General features: G+C 66.0%; 17 protein-coding genes. 8 read left to right on the plus strand and 9 right to left on the minus strand.

Annotated features, from left to right (window positions below; translation table 11 throughout):
* Positions 1–86: 86 nt before the first annotated feature.
* Together kstR and GOAMR_RS18985 are read left to right on the plus strand one after the other, a co-directional pair.
* Positions 87–755: a cholesterol catabolism transcriptional regulator KstR gene (gene kstR, locus GOAMR_RS18980; protein WP_005191650.1), complete on the plus strand. Its 669-nt coding sequence runs from the start codon at positions 87–89 to the stop codon at positions 753–755.
* A gap of 313 nt (positions 756–1,068) precedes the next feature.
* On the plus strand, positions 1,069–2,643 hold the full coding sequence (locus GOAMR_RS18985) for an HNH endonuclease signature motif containing protein (RefSeq protein WP_244427447.1): 1,575 nt from the start codon (positions 1,069–1,071) through the stop codon (positions 2,641–2,643).
* A 114-nt stretch (positions 2,644–2,757) separates the two neighbouring features.
* Here GOAMR_RS18985 and GOAMR_RS18990 read toward each other — a convergent pair whose 3' ends face one another.
* The 4 genes from GOAMR_RS18990 to GOAMR_RS19005 form a co-directional block, all read right to left on the minus strand.
* A complete protein-coding gene (locus GOAMR_RS18990) occupies positions 2,758–3,672 on the minus strand; it encodes a hypothetical protein (protein WP_005191654.1) in 915 nt (304 codons plus the stop codon).
* Positions 3,673–3,940: 268 nt separating this feature from the next.
* Positions 3,941–5,044, minus strand: a complete 1,104-nt coding sequence (locus GOAMR_RS18995) for an alpha/beta hydrolase (protein ID WP_005191656.1) — start codon at positions 5,042–5,044, stop codon at positions 3,941–3,943.
* A 238-nt stretch (positions 5,045–5,282) separates the two neighbouring features.
* Positions 5,283–6,059: an enoyl-CoA hydratase gene (locus GOAMR_RS19000; protein ID WP_005191658.1), complete on the minus strand. Its 777-nt coding sequence runs from the start codon at positions 6,057–6,059 to the stop codon at positions 5,283–5,285.
* A 127-nt stretch (positions 6,060–6,186) separates the two neighbouring features.
* A complete protein-coding gene (locus GOAMR_RS19005; protein WP_050942808.1) occupies positions 6,187–7,269 on the minus strand; it encodes a 3-hydroxyisobutyryl-CoA hydrolase in 1,083 nt (360 codons plus the stop codon).
* Positions 7,270–7,425: 156 nt separating this feature from the next.
* Here GOAMR_RS19005 and GOAMR_RS19010 point away from each other — a divergent pair, with 156 nt between their 5' ends.
* Complete coding sequence (locus tag GOAMR_RS19010; protein WP_005191675.1) at positions 7,426–8,325, plus strand: alpha/beta fold hydrolase; 900 nt, start codon at positions 7,426–7,428, stop codon at positions 8,323–8,325.
* Between the two features lie 13 nt (positions 8,326–8,338).
* Here the strand turns inward: GOAMR_RS19010 and thpD are convergent, their stop codons facing one another.
* Complete coding sequence (gene thpD / locus GOAMR_RS19015; protein ID WP_005191678.1) at positions 8,339–9,232, minus strand: ectoine hydroxylase; 894 nt, start codon at positions 9,230–9,232, stop codon at positions 8,339–8,341.
* A 293-nt stretch (positions 9,233–9,525) separates the two neighbouring features.
* On the opposite strand from thpD, the gene GOAMR_RS19020 reads away from it, so the two are divergent.
* Positions 9,526–10,137: a PaaI family thioesterase gene (locus GOAMR_RS19020; protein ID WP_005191681.1), complete on the plus strand. Its 612-nt coding sequence runs from the start codon at positions 9,526–9,528 to the stop codon at positions 10,135–10,137.
* Between the two features lies 1 nt (position 10,138).
* Here GOAMR_RS19020 and GOAMR_RS19025 read toward each other — a convergent pair whose 3' ends face one another.
* The gene (locus GOAMR_RS19025) at positions 10,139–10,951 is read right to left on the minus strand and encodes an enoyl-CoA hydratase-related protein (RefSeq protein WP_005191685.1); all 813 of its coding nucleotides are present in this window, start codon (positions 10,949–10,951) and stop codon (positions 10,139–10,141) included.
* Complete coding sequence (locus GOAMR_RS19030) at positions 10,948–11,796, minus strand: SDR family oxidoreductase (RefSeq protein WP_005191688.1); 849 nt, start codon at positions 11,794–11,796, stop codon at positions 10,948–10,950. The genes GOAMR_RS19025 and GOAMR_RS19030 overlap by 4 nt, the downstream gene beginning before the upstream one ends.
* Positions 11,797–12,214: 418 nt before the next feature.
* Here GOAMR_RS19030 and GOAMR_RS19035 point away from each other — a divergent pair, with 418 nt between their 5' ends.
* From GOAMR_RS19035 to GOAMR_RS19050, 4 genes are all read left to right on the plus strand, one after another.
* Entirely contained in the window at positions 12,215–13,636 is a 1,422-nt protein-coding gene (locus GOAMR_RS19035) for an ATP-binding protein (protein ID WP_040515826.1), read from the plus strand.
* 88 nt (positions 13,637–13,724) lie between these two features.
* Positions 13,725–14,165 carry a MerR family transcriptional regulator gene (locus tag GOAMR_RS19040; RefSeq protein ID WP_040515827.1) on the plus strand — a complete coding sequence of 147 codons (441 nt, stop codon included), beginning with the start codon at positions 13,725–13,727 and terminating at the stop codon, positions 14,163–14,165.
* A 26-nt stretch (positions 14,166–14,191) separates the two neighbouring features.
* Positions 14,192–14,581, plus strand: a complete 390-nt coding sequence (locus GOAMR_RS19045; RefSeq protein WP_005191696.1) for a PPOX class F420-dependent oxidoreductase — start codon at positions 14,192–14,194, stop codon at positions 14,579–14,581.
* 38 nt (positions 14,582–14,619) lie between these two features.
* The gene (locus GOAMR_RS19050; protein WP_005191698.1) at positions 14,620–15,648 is read left to right on the plus strand and encodes an aldo/keto reductase; all 1,029 of its coding nucleotides are present in this window, start codon (positions 14,620–14,622) and stop codon (positions 15,646–15,648) included.
* A gap of 58 nt (positions 15,649–15,706) precedes the next feature.
* On the opposite strand, the gene GOAMR_RS19055 is transcribed toward GOAMR_RS19050, so the two are convergent.
* Both GOAMR_RS19055 and GOAMR_RS19060 read right to left on the minus strand, forming a co-directional pair.
* A complete protein-coding gene (locus tag GOAMR_RS19055) occupies positions 15,707–16,699 on the minus strand; it encodes a TIGR03557 family F420-dependent LLM class oxidoreductase (RefSeq protein WP_005191702.1) in 993 nt (330 codons plus the stop codon).
* A gap of 36 nt (positions 16,700–16,735) precedes the next feature.
* Positions 16,736–17,116, minus strand: a complete 381-nt coding sequence (locus tag GOAMR_RS19060) for a VOC family protein (protein ID WP_005191704.1) — start codon at positions 17,114–17,116, stop codon at positions 16,736–16,738.
* Positions 17,117–17,121: the final 5 nt, after the last annotated feature.

The following is a 17,121-nucleotide window of genomic DNA, read 5'->3' on the forward strand; positions in this document are numbered from 1 at the left end:
TGTTCTAATATGCCACGAGAGAGTAAAGGTCGGTAGCCGCCAGGTGACCCGGCCCGTGAGGACCGACACGTGAGGACCCTGAGCTGATGGCCCGTTCCGCATCCAACAACGCAGCCGTCGACGTGACCTCGACCGAGGACATCCCGGTCCCCGCCGAATCGTCGGCCGGCGGTGCCGCCGATTCGGGTTCGTCGGCCCAGCGCGAGCGCCGCAAGCGCATCCTCGACGCCACCCTGGCGCTGGCCTCCAAGGGCGGCTACGACGCGGTGCAGATGCGCACCGTCGCGGAGAAGGCCGATGTCGCCGTCGGCACCCTGTACCGGTACTTCCCGTCGAAGGTGCACCTGCTGGTGACGGCCATGGCCCGCGAACTGGGCCGTGTCGAGGGCCGGGTGGACCGCTCCCAGCTGCGCGGCGACAGCGCCGTCGAACGGCTGCGTCACGTGCTGGACATGATCACCTTCGCGATGCAGCGCGACCCGCTGCTCACCGAGGCCATGACCCGCGCCTTCATGTTCGCCGATGCCTCGGCCTCCGCGGAGGTCGACCAGGTGGCCGGCGTCATCGACCGGCTCTTCGCCGGAGCGATGGTCGACGAGGGCGAACCCACATCCGACGACCTCGCCGTCGCCCGCGTCATCTCCGACGTCTGGATGTCGAACCTCGTGCAGTGGCTCACCCGCCGCGCCTCCGCCACCGACGTCGCCAACCGCCTCGAACTCACAGTCCGCCTGCTACTGAAGGACCGCGCCTGACGGCACACCACAACCGTTCCCGCGTAACGGCTTCCTTCACCGCTAAACGGATCCGTTTAGCGGTGAAGGAAATGAGTGCGCGCGAACCGTTGTGCGTCGGGACCGTCACCTCGTGGTAGAGGCGTAACCGCGCCTGCGTGCCGAATCCGGCCAGATGCCGGCCTCCACGTCCTCACCGAGGCGGGCGCAGAACGACGGGTACGGGGCTCTGCAGACTGAGTTCCGCCAAACCCTTGCATACGGAGCAATCGATTCCTACAATCGAACATATGATCGAGTAGTTGTGTTTCGGGGCATCGCAAGGGGGATGGGCATGGCTGATGTGGACGCCGACGCGCCGGGTGCCGCGCTGCCCGCTCTGTACGCTCAACTCGACACCCTCCTGGAGCAGATCTCAGCGGCCGAACCCGCCCGATGCACGGACGAACAACTCCTTCAGGCGGCAGCCACACACGAGCGGTGTGCGCGGCGCATGGCCGTGCTCAATGATGCTGCGATAGTGGAGATCTTCGATCGCGAGGCGCACCGACTCACCGGCTGCACCACCCGCCAGATGTTCCTGACACACGAACTGCGGATCACCGACCCCATGCTGCGCATGACGCGTATGGAGAAGCTCGCGCGTTTCACCGCGATGACCGGTGAGCGCCGAGATCCCGAGTACCCCAACATCTCCGACGCCGCGCACCGCGGCGACCTCGGTCCGGCACACGTCAACGCCGTCATCGAGGTTCTCGCCAAGCTACCGCACGCACTGCCACACGACACCAAACTCGCCGCCGAGCAGACCATGGCCGAGATCTCGGTGGACCTGACCCCGTCGGAGATCATCACCGCCGGCGGAAGGCTGCTGGCACACCTCGATCCCGACGGCGAACTCACCGACGACCACGACCGCACGCGCCGCCGCAACCTGTGGCTGAACCGGCAAGACGCACAAAAGATGTCGAAACTGACCGGACACCTTGATCCCGCAACCCGGGCGATGCTCGAGGTCGTGCTCAACGCCTGGGGTGCGCCCGGCATGAACAATCCGTCCGACCCGCACTCCCCCGCCGGCCATCCCGACACCGCCGACGCCGACCAACTGCACGAGGCCGCGGACCGTGACTCCCGCAGCAGTTCCCAGCGCCATCACGACGCACTCGCCGCCTTCCTGCGCGCCGGGTTGGACGCCGGCATTCTCGGCACCACCCACCGCGGACTACCGGCCACCGTCGTGATCAAAGCCGACCTGAAAGACCTGCAATCACGCACCGGCAGCGGGAGCACCGCAACCGGAACCGTGCTCCCGATCAGCGAGGTCATCGACGCGCTGGCCCGCGACGGCGTCGACCCGTACCTCGCCGTCTTCCGTGATCACGATGCCGTGCCGCTGTACCTGGGCAGGGCAAAGCGTCTGGCATCACGCGGACAACGCCTGGCGTCGTTCGCCGCGCCCGGTGGCCACGCATGCTCGTTCCCGGGCTGCGGGCAGCCCGCCGCCCGCGTCGAAATGCATCACGCCGTTCGTGATTGGGCCGACGGTGGCCGCACCGACATCGACCAGTTGGCTCCGGCCTGCCCCAAACACAACCGCATCGTCGGCCGCACGCCCGGTCAGTACACCACCGGCAAGGTCACCGACGGACCCGGCAAAGGCCGCACCTGGTGGCGGCGCAACCCCGCACCAGGCGCGGCCCCCAACCCCGAACAGATCAACCTGCTCCCCGACATCAAGCAGACGTTCATCCAGAACCTCGACGCCACCAGATCCGAAATCCACGGCCCACAACCGAATCCACCCGACGACATCCCGGATTCCATACTTCCGGTGGGAGATTCGGATATCGAACGAGAGTTGGCCAAGCTCCTCGACGAGTTCCTCGCCGAATCCGGCAGCACCTGACCGCCCCACAACAGAACAACCCGGCAGATCCACGAAGGAATCTGCCGGGTAGTTGTGGTTGATCCGCGACAGTTTTCGGTTGGATCTCCATCACACCTGACCACGGTCGGCCATTCAGGCCGGGGTCACCGACCACTGCGGATATCTGACGACGACCGAGCCAGCTGGCGTGCTGTTCGGGCTGAAGGTGATCATCGAACTACCCTCAAGCTGACAATCGAACCTCACCTCGACGTCGATGATCAGTGTCTCGTTCGGTGCCAACAGTGCGAACTCCAAGGGCGGCATCGGCTGAAATCCGGGAAGTCCGAACGTTTCACCGGTCCCTTCCCCGTCCCGGTCGATGATCTGTGTCTGAGTGATATTCTCGCCGCACAGCTTGAAGCCTTGTCCGGGAACGAACTGAATCGCGGACTGCCTGAGAACGAGCCGGCACTTGCACCATTTGTCGTCGCATGCCCAGGGGCACACTTGCAGGTTCGCCCAGCCAGTGACCTCACCGAACGCTTCGGTGTATGGCAGCGAACGATACCGCGCCGCGGGTGTTCGTCGCTCACGCGGCAATTCGAAAGTCGCGAATGATGCCACAGAGAATCCGATCAGATTGTCTCCGTCGTACGTGCGTTGACCAAAATAGTGAAGACCGTCCGACAACGACTCAATGCCGATTCCCCCACCGGGGAACCACTGTGTCCGCGCCCACCACATCATATTGTCCGCGGCCCTGGGCGCTGGATCGACATCTACCAGATCTGGCACAAATCTGCCCAGCAGTTCAGGTCTCACCCGAGCGGTAAAATCCCGCAGAGCGTGCCGCACGGCTTCGTCGGCGCGCACCCGTGACTCGGCTCCCCTGAGCACTCGCCTGTCTTCCGCCGTCAAACGCGCGGCAGCCACCCGCTCATGCCCACGCCGCACCGCAGCCATCCGGGCAGCGTGGTCCCTGTTGAGCGCCTCCTCCACTTCATCCGGCAGCCGGTGCTCCGAATGTCGGGTGACAAATGAATTCTCGATTGCTGTGGTGGTCATCGGCCTCTCCTCTGTCCGGGAAACGGCCGCTCACACATGACGGCCCCGCGTCAAGGATCGTCCGTCCCATACCGTCCGGGCGCGCGTAGTCCGCTACCCGATTACGGGTGTTCCCCGGTGATCGACTACGCGACTCCCGACGACATGTGCAAGTAGAACGCCCACAATGTGGGTCCACGCCGCACCGAAACGCAACCGCCCCACAATCGAACAAAGCCCGGCAGAACCTCGAAGGTTCCACCGGGCTCTTGCCCACGCCGCGTGGCGACTACTTGACGCCGAGGTCCTTGGCGATCTTGGGCCAGATGGTCTTGAGGTCTTGGGCCCAGTACTCCCAGGAGTGGGTGCCGTTGGGGCGGTTGATCACCTCGTGCGGAACCTTGAGCTGGGTCATCCGCTTGTTCATGTCCTTGGTGCACTGATTGACCGCGGCCTCGATCAGGCCGCCGAGCACGATCTGATTGGCCAGCGTGTCGAGATTGTTCTCCACGCCCTTGGCGCCGAGCCGGTCGTACTGTCCGGGCAGGCCGGAACCAGAGGTCATGTACACCTTGGTGTCGCGCAACTTGGCGGCGTTGATGTACGGGTCGTTCGCGCGCCAGCCGGCGGTACCGGGCAGCCCCCACATATTGGTGATGCTGCCATGTCCCCGCGTCCCGACCACGGCCTGAATGTAGGCCTGCCCCAACGGATCGCTGGTGCGGGCGCAACCACTGAACGCGGCCACCGACTTGTACAGTTTCGGCGCGTTGATCGCGAGGTTCAGCACCGAAGTTCCGGCCATCGAGATACCGGCGATGGAGTTGGTCTTGGTGGTGCCGAACCGCTGATCGATGAGCGGCGGCAGTTCCTTGGTGAGGAACGTGGTCCACTTGTTGCGGCCCAGCGCCTTGTCGTCCTTCTGCCAGTCCGTGTAGTACGAGAACGCACCGCCGATCGGGGTCACCACGTTGACGTTCTTGTCGGCGAAGAACTTCTCGTAGTCTGTACGGGCCGACCAGGTGGCCGAGTCCTCACCGCCACCGGCACCGTTGAGCAGGTACAGCGTGGGTGCGGGCTTGGAACTGTCCTTGGGGCGCAGGATCTCGATCGGGATCATCTTGCGCATCGACGCCGAGTAGACGATCGCGGTGGCCCGCTGTCCGCCCCCACCGGTGATGACCGTGTCGATCCGGGACACGGCGGGATCGGGCTCGGCACCGGTGTCGGCCGCCGGTGTCGTGGTTGCCGTAGGCGTGGTAGTCGCCGTGGGAGTGGTGGTCGCCGGGGCCGGGTCAGCACCCGCGGGTACAGCGGCCACCGCCCCACCGGTTATCGCCAAAGAGAACGCACCGGCGATCACCGCCACGTTGCGGGCCCACCGGCCGCGCACAACACCGCGTCGCATCACACCTCGTCGCACCATGTACCCCTTTGGCATCATCAGTCTCAGATGCAACAAATGTAACTCTGGTTGCGCCAGATCCCAAGCCGGAGCAGGGTGCCGTTAGCCACTTGTGACGCGGACACTGCACCTGGACACACAGAAAAGCCGCAGGTCGACGCCGGTTTTGGCATCGACCTGCGGCCGAACGGTCTATTTTCGCGGCGCGTGCCGCAACGACCACAGATCAGCGGTGTTTGAACTCCGGATCCCGCTTCTCGATGAACGCTGCCATCCCCTCGGTCTGGTCATCGGTCGCGAACAGCGAGTAGAACAGGCCACGTTCGGCCCGCACACCCTCGGTGAGGGTGGTGTCGAAGGCCCGGTTCACGGCCTCCTTGGCCAGGTACACCGAGATCAGCGACTTGGAGGCGATGGTGGTGGCGGCCTCCTTGGCGACGGTCAGCGCCTCCTCGGTGGGCACCACCCGCGACACCAGCCCGGCGCGCTCGGCCTCGTCGGCCTTCATCTGCCGGCCGGTCAGGACCAGATCCATGGCCTTGGCCTTGCCGACGGCGCGGGTCAGGCGCTGTGAGCCGCCGATGCCGGGGATGACGCCGAGGTTGATCTCAGGCTGACCGAAGCGGGCGTTCTCGCCGGCGATGATGGTGTCGGCGAGCATCGCGAGCTCGCAGCCGCCGCCGAGGGCGTAGCCGGTCACCGCGGCGATGATGGGGGTCCGCACGCGTGACAGGTCGTCCCAGGCGCCGAAGAACGCCTCGGAGACCACCTCACTGTAGGACTTGGACGACATCTCCTTGATGTCGGCGCCTGCGGCGAAGGCCTTCTCCGAGCCGGTCAGCACGATCGCGCCGATCTCCGGGTCGGCGTCGAATGCCTTTGCCGCGCTGACGACTTCGTTCATCAGCTGGGTGTTGAGGGCGTTGAGCGCCTTGGGCCGGTTCAGCGTGATGACGCCGACGCGGCCCTCGGTCTCGACGATGATGGTCTCGTATGTGGTCATGGATGGTTCCTCTCGTGCGGTTGATGCCCGGTTGCGGTTGACGCCCGGTTGCTGTTGAAGCCCAGTGTGCTGCGGCCGGGCGGGCAGGATCGCGGCGGGTCGTGATCGGGTGGCAGTAGGGCGCGGGCTATGCGCCGGGCGCGATCCACGCCTCGATCGGCAGTTCCAGTTCCACCGGCAGCGGCGCGAAGAAGGCGTCGACCTCCTCCGCGGTGACCGCGGCGTGATCGCTGTGCCGCCAGGTGGGATTGCGGTCCTTGTCGATGACCTGCGCCCGGATGCCTTCGGCCATGTCGGGGTTGAGCAGCGACCGCAGCGCCAGCCGGTATTCCACGCGCAGCGACTCGGCCAGGTCCTGCCGGGGCGCTGCCTCACGCAGCGCGCGCAGCGTCACCGCCGCGGCCAGTGGGCTCTTCGCCTCGATGATGCCGGCGGCCTTGGTGGCCTCCTCGGTACCGAGCGCCCGGCACCGGGCGATGATGTCGGCCACCGAATCACCGGCGAACGCCTCGCGGATCCAGCCGCGCTGTTCGGCCAGCGCAGACTCGCCGGGGTCGGCGCCGGGGAATGCCTCGCCCGGCTGCCACCACTGCAGGGCTGCGGCCACACCGTCGGCGGGAATGTAGTGATCGGCCAGCCCGATGGCGATGGCGTCGGCGGCCCGGATGGTGCCGGCGGTCAGCGCGACGTAGGTGCCGAGTTCGTCGGGCACCTTCGACAGCAGATGGGTGCCGCCGACGTCGGGGATGAAGCCGATGCCCACCTCCGGCATGCCAAGCTTGGTGTGGTCGGTGACCACACGGATGTTGCCGTGCGCGGAGATGCCGACGCCGCCGCCCATCACGATGCCGTCCATGATCGCCACATACGGCTTCCGGTAGCGCGAGATGAGCGTGTTGAGCCGGTACTCGTCACGCCAGAACGCCGCCGAGGGTGATGCCGCCGCATCGGCGTCGGACTTGCCGCCCACGCTGAGCACGGCCGCGTCCCGGTGGATGGCGACGATGTCGCCGCCCGCGCACAGGCCACGCTCGCCCGCACCCCGCACGATCGCGGCGCTGATCTCCCCGTCTACGGCCCACCCCAGCAGTGCCTGCTCCATCGCGAGCGCCATCTCGTGGTCCAGTGCGTTGATGGCCTTCGGCCGGTTGAGGGTGATCGTCCCGACGCTGCCACCCCCCTCGGTTCCCGGCGTATCGACCGTCACCAGCACCGACGCCTGATTGTCGGGCGTCCCGTGCCCGGTCGCGGCAGTCTCCGAATCAGCCACTGGGGCTCCCTTCCACACTGAATCCACTTTTACTTGAACATCCTAGTAAATGCACGTTCTCGCCGACTACGCACGACCACCACTAGGATTTCGGCGGTGGACACCTTGCCCGAGAATCCCGGCACAGACGAATTCGCTCTCTTGACCTCGAACGCGGCGGAGCTGGGCCTGGACGCGACATCGATTCCACACGTCGAACGCGTCACCACCCGGGTCGGCGAACACTCGGTGTCCGCGATCGTCTGGGGCGTAGCCGAGCCCGAGTTCGTGTTCCTGCACGGCGGCGCGCAGAACGCCCACACCTGGGACAGCATGCTGCTTGCCCTCGGCGCGCCGGCGGTGGCCATCGACCTGCCCGGGCACGGCCACTCGTCGTGGCGCGGCGACCGCGACTACGCGCCACGGCGCAATGCCGAGACGATCGCTGCGGTCATCGATGCTCTCGCACCGTCCGCGCGGGCGGTGGTCGGGATGTCGCTGGGCGGACTCACCACCATCGGACTTCTCGGCCTGCGCCCGCAGCTGGTGCGGCACGCGGTAATCGTCGACGTCACACCGAGCGTCTATGCCCGGCATCAGGCCATGTCCACCGCACAGCGGGGCACCACAGCGCTGCCCGCCGGACCACGGCACTTCGACAGCCTCGACGACATGGTCTCCGCGACAGCGGCTTTGGCTCCACACCGGAGCATCGAATCCATCCGGCGCGGCGTCATCCACAACAGCAGACCCGCCGGACAAGGCGGCTACCAGTGGCGGTACGACGCACTGACCGGGATGGGTGGCTTCCTGCCCCTCTGGGACGAGGTGGCGCGGGCACGCTGCCCCATCACCCTGGTCCGGGGTGGCGACTCGGTGTTCGTCGCCGACGACGACATCGACGAGTTCCGTTCCCACGCAAGCATTCCCGCCGTGCACACGGTTCCTGGGGCCGGACACTCGGTGCAGAGCGACCAGCCGCGGGCGCTGGCACGGATCCTTCGGGAACTGCGCTGACCCGCAGCCGGTTTCAGGATGCGCGGTGGGCGAGATACTCCGGGCGCGGCGTGGCGGCGGCGAACGGCGCGACCAGCGCATTGGACACGGCGTTGAACACCACGAACAGATTGCTGCGCGGGTAGGGGCTGATATTGCCCGACGACGCGTGCATGCAGTTCGAATCGAAGAACACCGCCGAACCGGCCGGACCGGTGATGGAGTCGATGCCGCTGTCGTCGGCAAGTTCGGTGACGTCCGCCTCGTCCGGGGTGCCGAACGGCGGCCGGTACGACACCAGCGATTCGCGGTGGTAGGCATCGGGGGTGGCGCCGACACAGCTCACGAACTGCCGGTGCGAGCCGGGGATGATCATCAGCGGCCCGTTCGCCGGGGTGTTCGGTGTCAGCGCCAGCGACACGCTCAGCGCCCGCGGAGCGGGCATCCCGTCCTCGGCGTGCCAGGTCTCGAAATCCGAATGCCAATAGAACGGTCCACCGGAGAATCCGGGTTTGAAATTGATGCGGCTCTGGTGGATGTACACGTCGTCGTCGAGGATCTGCCGGGCCACCCCGACGATGTCCTCACGAGCGCAGATCTCGGCCACCACCGTGCTCAGTTCATGCGCCGCGAACAGCGATCGCACGTCACCGTTGGACGGTTCGCGGATGACGCGGTCGTCGTCACCGAGTTCGTCGGCGATCCGCCGCGCATCATGCGAGGACTCGGCGATATCGTTGTCGCTGAGTACGTCCTGCTGCGCGTGATAGCCCCGGGCGTCGTAGGCGGCCAGTTCCGGTCCGGTCAGCGGGCCGGGCGCAGGCGCCTTACCCCACACCACGGGATGGGGCCGTGGCTCGATCTGGCTCCGTTCCCCGAGACGGGTCCGGTACACGTCGACCGGTCGTGTCGCACTGGAAATGGTCATATCGATGCAGTCCTTTCCGCTCTGTCAGCTCCCTGCTGTTCCCTACTCACAGCACACAGACGACCCGCGGACGACACACGACGCACTTCGATGCACGAACACACTCGACACACGGAGCACGGGGCGTGGCGCGCCGACGAGGCGTGCCCTGCACGTTGCCACTGCTGCGCTCCCCCCGCAACCGCACAGGTCGCCGCTGTAGCCGCCGCCACGCGCGTACCGCCAAGAGGCTTCGCAACAGCGGCCGATACCGTGAGAGGTTGTCGTCACCGAAGTAGGAGCGCATCGCAACCATGGACCCACTGCCCACGCACATACCCAACTGGTGGGACAAGCCGGCGCCGGTCACCATTCCCGACGGGTATGCCGACTTCGTAGAGCAGTTCCGGACCCTTCAGGACGCGATGACCGCGGCCGCTCCCGACGCCGAACAGACCCGTACGGCGTCACGGTTGGTCGCCGAACTGATCGAGGTACTCAAGCAGTCCGAAACCGACGAATGGTCACAATTGTCGGGGCGACTGCCCGTTCCCGGGCGAGGGCAGACCCTGATCCCGGTGGTGCACATCAACTCCGAAACCGAGCACGAGTCACGCGGTACCGTCCGCTTCGGCCGCCAGTTTCTCGGCGGCAACGGCGCCGCGCACGGCGGCGCGATCCCTCTCATGTTCGACGATGCCTTCGGCCGATTCGCCAATGCCCACGGCCGCGCCATTGCCCGCACCGCGAACCTGCACATCGACTACCGCAGTGTCACGCCGATCGACACCGACCTCACCGTGACCCTCCGATTCGACCGCGAGGAGGGCCGTAAGCGCTACGTGACCGGTGAGATCCGGGACGGTGACCGGCTCTGTGTCGAGGCGAGCGGACTGTTCATCGTCCTCAAACCCGGAGCCGCGTAAGTCAGGGGCGGCGGCTGCGGTCGGCGAAGGCGCGGACCGCTGCCTTGTGTTCGTCGCCGTCGGCGCACGCCCGGTAGCGGACGAGTTCGGCGTCCATCGCGGCCTCGAAGTCCAGGTGCCGGGCGTCGCGCAGGTTGGCTTTCATCGCGCCGATGGCCTGCGCCGACGATGCGGCGAGGCGGCCGGCGATGTCGTGGGCGGTGGACCGGACCTCGTCGTCGGGGACGAGCCAGGTGAGCAGACCGAGGTTCAGTGCTTCGTCGGCGCCGACGCGGTCGGACAGCAGCAGCAGCCGGGTCGCGGGCCCGGCCCCGATCAGATCGCGCAGTTGCCAGGCGACACCGAAGTCGCCGGGCAGGCCGATCTTGATGAATGCGGTGGTCAGCAGCGTCGACGGGCCGCCGATGCGCAGGTCGCAGGCCAGTGCGAGGCCGAGCCCGGCGCCGGCGGTGGCTCCGGGCAGTGCCGCGATCGACGGGGTGTTCATCGACCGCAGCTTCCCGACGACGCCGACCTGCCTGCGGGTGCGATTGTCGAACCATTCCTGGACTCCGCCGTCACCGACCGGTACGTCGCCGCCGCGTTCGGCGAATGCCTTCACGTCGCCGCCGGCACAGAAGGCCTTGCCCGCACCGGTGAGCACGATGGCCCGCACGTCGGTGTTCTCCTCGAGATCGGCGAGGACGTCGATGAGCGTGTCGAGCATCCTGGGGGTGACGGCGTTCTTGGCGTCGGGCCGGTTCAGGGTGATCGTGGCGACGCCGTCGGTGACATCGAGCAGCAATTCTTCTGTGCCGGTGTCGATTCCGCTCACGAGGTGACCACCCGTCCGGAGACGTACATGTCCAGCCGCAGATCCTCTTCGCGTTCGGCGGTGCGGTACTGCGCGAAGTCGGTGACGCTCTCCTCGATCAGTACCGAGTCATCGAGGAAGAAATTGCCCGTGCAGGTGCGGGAGTCGCGGGTGAGGATGGCGTGCGCGGCGTCGGACATGATCTCGGGCGTGCGCGCCGTGGCGGCCCTGTCCGCGCCGCCCCGGTTGAGGATTGCGGCGGTGACGATCGGGGTGCGCGGCCACAGCGAGTTGGCGGCGATACCGGCGTCGGCGAGTTCGGCGGCCAGGCCGATCGTGCACAGGCTCATCCCGTACTTGGACAGGGTGTAACCGGTGTGCGGGCCAACCCATTTCGGGTCGAGGTCGATCGGCGGCGACAGGGTGAGAATGTGCGGGTTGGTGCCCCGTTCCAGGTGCGGGATCGCCGTCTTGGACAGCAGGAAGGTGCCGCGCGTGTTGATGGACTGCATCAGGTCGTAGCGCTTCATCTGCAGTTCGCGGGTCGGCGAGGTGTCGATGGCCGAGGCGTTGTTAATGACGATGTCGATGCCGCCGAAGGTCTCGACGGCCGCGTCGACGGCGCGCTGCACGTCGGCTTCCTCACGCACGTCGCCGACCACAGGGAGCGCCTTGCCGCCCGCGTCCTCGACCTCCTGAGCGGCCGTGTACACAGTGCCGGTCAGCTTCGGGTGCGGCTCGCCCGTCTTGGCCAGCATCACCACGTTCGCACCGTCGGCGGCGGCGCGCAGTGCGATGGCCAGGCCGATCCCCCGGCTACCCCCGGACATCAGTATGGTGCGGCCGTTCAGCGATCGTTCGGACAAGGCATCTCCTACGGTTGACCTTACGGTAATACCGCCCACGATAGCGCGACCAAGCTCCGATACCGCCACTCCCCTCAGACGTCGTCAGGTATCACAGCGACTTGTCGCCGGAATCAGCAATTGACGCCGGTGCATCCACCCCCACCCTTCGGCCGATCGAGCACCATGGGGCGGGCCACGATTTCTCACTGTAGGTTCAACTACATCACTACATAGATACAGTCCCTCACTCTATGCAGTGAGGAGTTCAGTGAATACACTGAGCCGACCAGCGATCCTCACTGAGCAACAGACAAGAGGATCGGGGTTCACTCCCACCCCAGGCTTTGACGCACAGTCTGCACTGAATCAGTTATCGGATGCCGGACGGCCGCGTGGCTCCAAAGAAGCGCCCGGACCGGTGACCCCCACCCCCGCCATGACTATCGACCAGATTGAGGTGGACGGCGCAATGGTCGTGGTTGCCGAGGTCGAGGAGCTTTCGGCTGCGGAGAAGCCCTGCTTCATGACCGCTCAGGGCAAGGAGCGCGGCACCTACATGCGTCTGGCCGACGGCGACCATCGACTGGACACGTACTCGGTCTTCCAACTCTCGGTACTCACCGTGCCCAGCGAAGCAGACCGCGAACCAGTCCCAGAGGCAACGATCGCAGACCTTGACACGGACCTCGTCGATCGCACCATAGCGCGGCTGAAGACCAACCGCCCCAGGTCCCTGGATGGGACATCCTCGGACCGACACGTACTTGAACGGATCGGGGCGATTGACCGGGGAACGGGCTCACCAACACTCGGCGGGATTCTCGCGTTGGGTTCGTTCCCACAGCAGTTCTTTCCACAATTGATGATCAGCTTCGCCTCCTACCCAGGCGGATCCAAAGACGTGGTGGTCGGGGATGAGCGCATGATCGACCGTTCCGTTCTGGAGGGCTCGATTCCGGACATGATCGATGACGCCGTAGCCGCCGTGGTGCGGAACTTGCGGGTGCGCAGGGTTTCCCACGGTGCCGGTGCACGCAACGTCCCCGAGATTCCGATCGATGCGAGTCGTGAGGCGATAACCAACTCCGTGATGCACCGCGACTACAGTCCCATGGCGCGCGGGGATCAGGTTCGGGTCGAGTTGTACCCGGATCACCTCGAAGTTCACAGCCCTGGCGGATTGTGGGGCGGTCAGAGCATCAATGCGATATTTGCCGGACAATCGCGATCGCGAAATTCCGTTCTCGCACGACTGCTGACCGACGTTCCGTTTACCGATCGCGATGAGACCGTCGGCGAGAACGCAGGATCGGGAATCCCCCGAATGCTCGGAGAGATGACTCGAAATGGTCTTCCCGCACCACGTTTCAGTTCAGTTCCTGCCGAGTTCGTCGCTGTCCTCGACCGCTTCGGGCTGCTGAATCCCGAAACCAGGGACTGGCTGGATTCACTGGACAATCGCGTCCGGACGCCGATAGGCGACAATGCGCTGGCGCTGATCCATCACCTCGGATCAGTAACCGTCGACGAACTGCGCCGGCAACTGGCGATCGACACCCTCGATGCCCAGAACGCGCTCGATGAACTCGCGAGTGCGAACATGGTGAAGTTCGAGCGCGGCACGTATCGCCTCATCAGGACCACCGGCGGGCAAGACGATCTGTCGACCGTGGAACGTGCGATCGTCGGAGCTCTCACCGGCGACGTCACCATGACCGTGCAGGATCTGTCCGTCGCGGTCGAACGAACTCCAGGCACATTGCGGCCCCACTTGCGCAATTTGATAGCACGTGGTGTGGTCGTGGCAACCGCACCACCGACCAGCCGCAGACGTGCATACCGGCTTGCCGGAACCTGAGATTCCGGTCGGTCCACCTGCCCGTTCGAGCAAGAGTTCTCGACACTGTGGTTGACCTCGAGCGCACTCGAAGTCCTACCGTGGCCCCATGCCCACTGATGACGCCTTGTCCATCGCCGACGTATCGGCCCGTACCGGACTCACCCGGGACACACTGCGCTGGTACGAGTCGGAAGGACTGATCCCACCGGTACCACGCACGTCCGCCGGCGTCCGGCGCTACGACGACGCGACGATCCGGATGATCGAACTGCTTGTCCGTCTGCGTCGCACCGGAATGCCCGTGGCGCACATGCGCGACTTCGTGACGATGGTGCAGCAGGGTGCCCGCACCCACGGCCGGCGGATGCGGCTGCTACAGGACCACCGTGAGGAGATCGAGAGCCGCATCCGCGAACTCATCGACGATCTGGCCGCCGTCGACGACAAAATCGGCCACTACCGGCGACTCATCGATGCCGGCCTTGACTGCGGGGAGATCCCCGTCTCCGATCCCGACGTGCGCACCGAGCAACGCCGAACCACCTGACCGCCCCCACCACCCAAAGTACCTCTATGACAACGATTCCCGACTCGCATACCGACCTACTGACCCGACCGCTGTATGCCCACCTGGCCACCATCCGGCCCGACGGCAGTCCGCAGGCCAACCCGATGTGGTTCTCCTGGGACGGACAGCACCTGCTGTTCACCACTTCGACCACCCGCCAGAAGTACCGGAATGTGAGCGGTGACCCGCGCGTGGCCATCTCCGTCAATGACCCCGATCAGCCGTACCGCTACCTCGAAGTACGTGGTGTCGTCGAACGAATCGAGCCCGATCCGACCGGATCCGAATTCGCCGCGCTCGCCGATCGGTACGGACTGCCGCTCGACGGTCCGCCCGGAGATGTCGGGCACCGCGTCGTCCTCGTCGTGACCCCGACCGCCACCAGCCACCAATAGCACCCCACCCACCAATAGCATCTGGGAAGGCCTCATCAATGAGAACAATCGAACTGGGCGACGGACTACGGACGTCGGCCCTGGGATTCGGCGGAATGGCGCTGACCCACGTGTACGGCGGCACCGACGACGCATCGGCGCTGGCTGTGCTGAACGCCGCCGTCGACGAAGGCATCACCTTCATCGACACCGCCGACGTCTACGGCACTCCCCCGGCCGGCGCCACAGGACCGGCGGGCACCAACGAAGAGCTGGTAGGCCGGCTCCTCGCCGACCGGCGTGACGAGGTCACTCTGGCAACGAAATTCGGGATCACCGGGCGTATCGGACCCGTCGATCACACCGAGACGAAGCGCACCCGGGGCGATGCCGAGTACGTGCGTGAGGCATGCGAGGCGTCGCTGCGCCGTCTGGGCGTCGACGTCATCGACCTGTGGTACATGCATCGTCGCGACCCCGACGTCCCCATCGAAGAGACCGTCGGCGCGATGGCCGAAATGGTCGCGGCCGGGAAAGTACGCCACCTCGGCCTGTCCGAGGTCACCGCGGGTGAACTTCGCGCGGCGCAGTCGGTGCACCCGATCGCGGCAGTACAGAGCGAGTGGAGTCTGTGGTCGCGTGACGTCGAGAAGCACGTGGTTCCCGCCTGCGCCGAACTGGGTGTCGGGTTTGTACCGTACTCTCCGCTGGGCCGCGGCTTCCTCACCGGAACCCTGTCCCGCGACCAGGTGGCCACCGATATGCGTGGTGCCACCACACGATTCGGCGAGAACTGGGACGCCAATCAGCGCGCCCTCGCAGTGGTGTCCGACGTCGCGGCCCGCTTCGGCGCCACCAACGCCCAGGTCGCCCTCGCCTGGCTGTACGCGGCCGGCCGACGGGCCGGGTTGCCGGTGGTTCCTATTCCCGGAACACGCTCGACATCAAGGCTTTTCGAGAATGCCGGGGCAGTCGAACTGAACCTCGACGATGCCGCGATCACCGCACTCGACGCGGTGTCGGACCTGGTTGTCGGGGGTCGCAATATCGTCGCCGACCCGGCCTGGATCTCCTCGGGCCGCGAGTAGCGGACGTATCGGGCTCCACCAGCCGAACCTCACTGCCGGCCATGGGTTTTCGTAACCCCTAGGGTGCGGCGGAGCGAAGTTTGCCCAGCAGGGCCGGGGCGACCTCGTTCAGGAACTGTTGCTGGTTCCGCCCGCCGATCTGAACGAGCGCGATATCGGTGAAACCCGCTTTCCAGTACGCGCTCACAGATTCGACGATCCGGTCCAGATCGGGCCCGCAGGCTACCGACTGCGCGATGTCGTCGGGGGTCACGCTCCGGGTGGCCGAGCCGAAGGCCCTGGGAGACGGAAGCTCGGAATTGACCGGCCAGCCGAGCCCGAACCAGCGGAACTGCTCGTGCGCCCGGGCTATCGCGTCGTCCCGGTCCCGATCCCAACAGATGGGGATCTGCCCGATCGCACGGGCATCATCGCCGATGCGGGTGGTCCGTGGATGCGAGTTCCAGCTGTCCACGAGTTCGGGTCGTGGTTCGGTGGCGATCATATGGTCTGCGAGTGGGCCGAACGCGGCGATGCCCCAGTCACCGGACACCGCGGCGCCGATCGGCACTCCACCCGATTCGGGCAGGTCCCAGAGCCGGGCGTTGTCGACATCGAAGTGCCGTCCGTGGACGGTGACCGTCTCGCCCGAATGCAGTGACCGGATGATGGCGATCGCCTCGGCGAGTTTGTCCTGGCGGGTCCTGACCGACGGCCATCCCCGGCCGGCCACGTGTTCGTTGAGATTCTCGCCGCTGCCCAGGCCGAGGGCGAACCGCCCGTCGGCGAGCAGTTGCACGGTAGCGGCCTTCTGCGCCACCACCACCGGGTGATACCGCGTGGTCGGGCAGGTCACGTACGACATCAGCCCGATACGTTCGGTCGCGTATGCGGCAGCGCCGAGAACCGACCACGCGTAGGGTGCATGCCCTTGGGCGTCCAGCCACGGAAAGTAGTGATCGCTGCACACGGCGAAGTCGAATCCCACCGATTCGGCGGCGACGACGTCGTCGACGAGCTGGGTCGGGCCGGCCTGTTCTGTCATCATGGTGTAGCCGAATTGTGTACTCATAGAAGTGATCTCCTTGGATAGCGGCGAGGCGTTGCGCTACTGGGGCTTTGCGGGCAAAGCGCTGCGGATGGATACCACGTTGCCCGCGGGGTCGGTGAGGCTCGCGTGACCGGGGTGCGCCGGATACGAGTCGCCCACGAGCGGACCCGCCCCGAGCGCGGTCAGCCGTTCGACGGCGGCGACCACGTCCTGGGTGTCGTAGGCACGCAACTCGATCGGGGTGTCCTTCGACAGTGTCTGCCGTCCCACCTGTTCCGGGTACACCGTCATCCGCACCGTATGACGTTCATCGAACAGTGCGGCGGCACCGTCACCTGCCTCACTGACACTCAAACCCAATGCCGCGGACCAGAACTCCGCCGTTCGCCGAACATCGTCGGCCTGGATCTTTTGTTCGGGATCAGTCAGTTCCAACATGACTT

Source organism: Gordonia amarae NBRC 15530, from assembly GCF_000241345.1.
Classification (GTDB): domain Bacteria; phylum Actinomycetota; class Actinomycetes; order Mycobacteriales; family Mycobacteriaceae; genus Gordonia; species Gordonia amarae.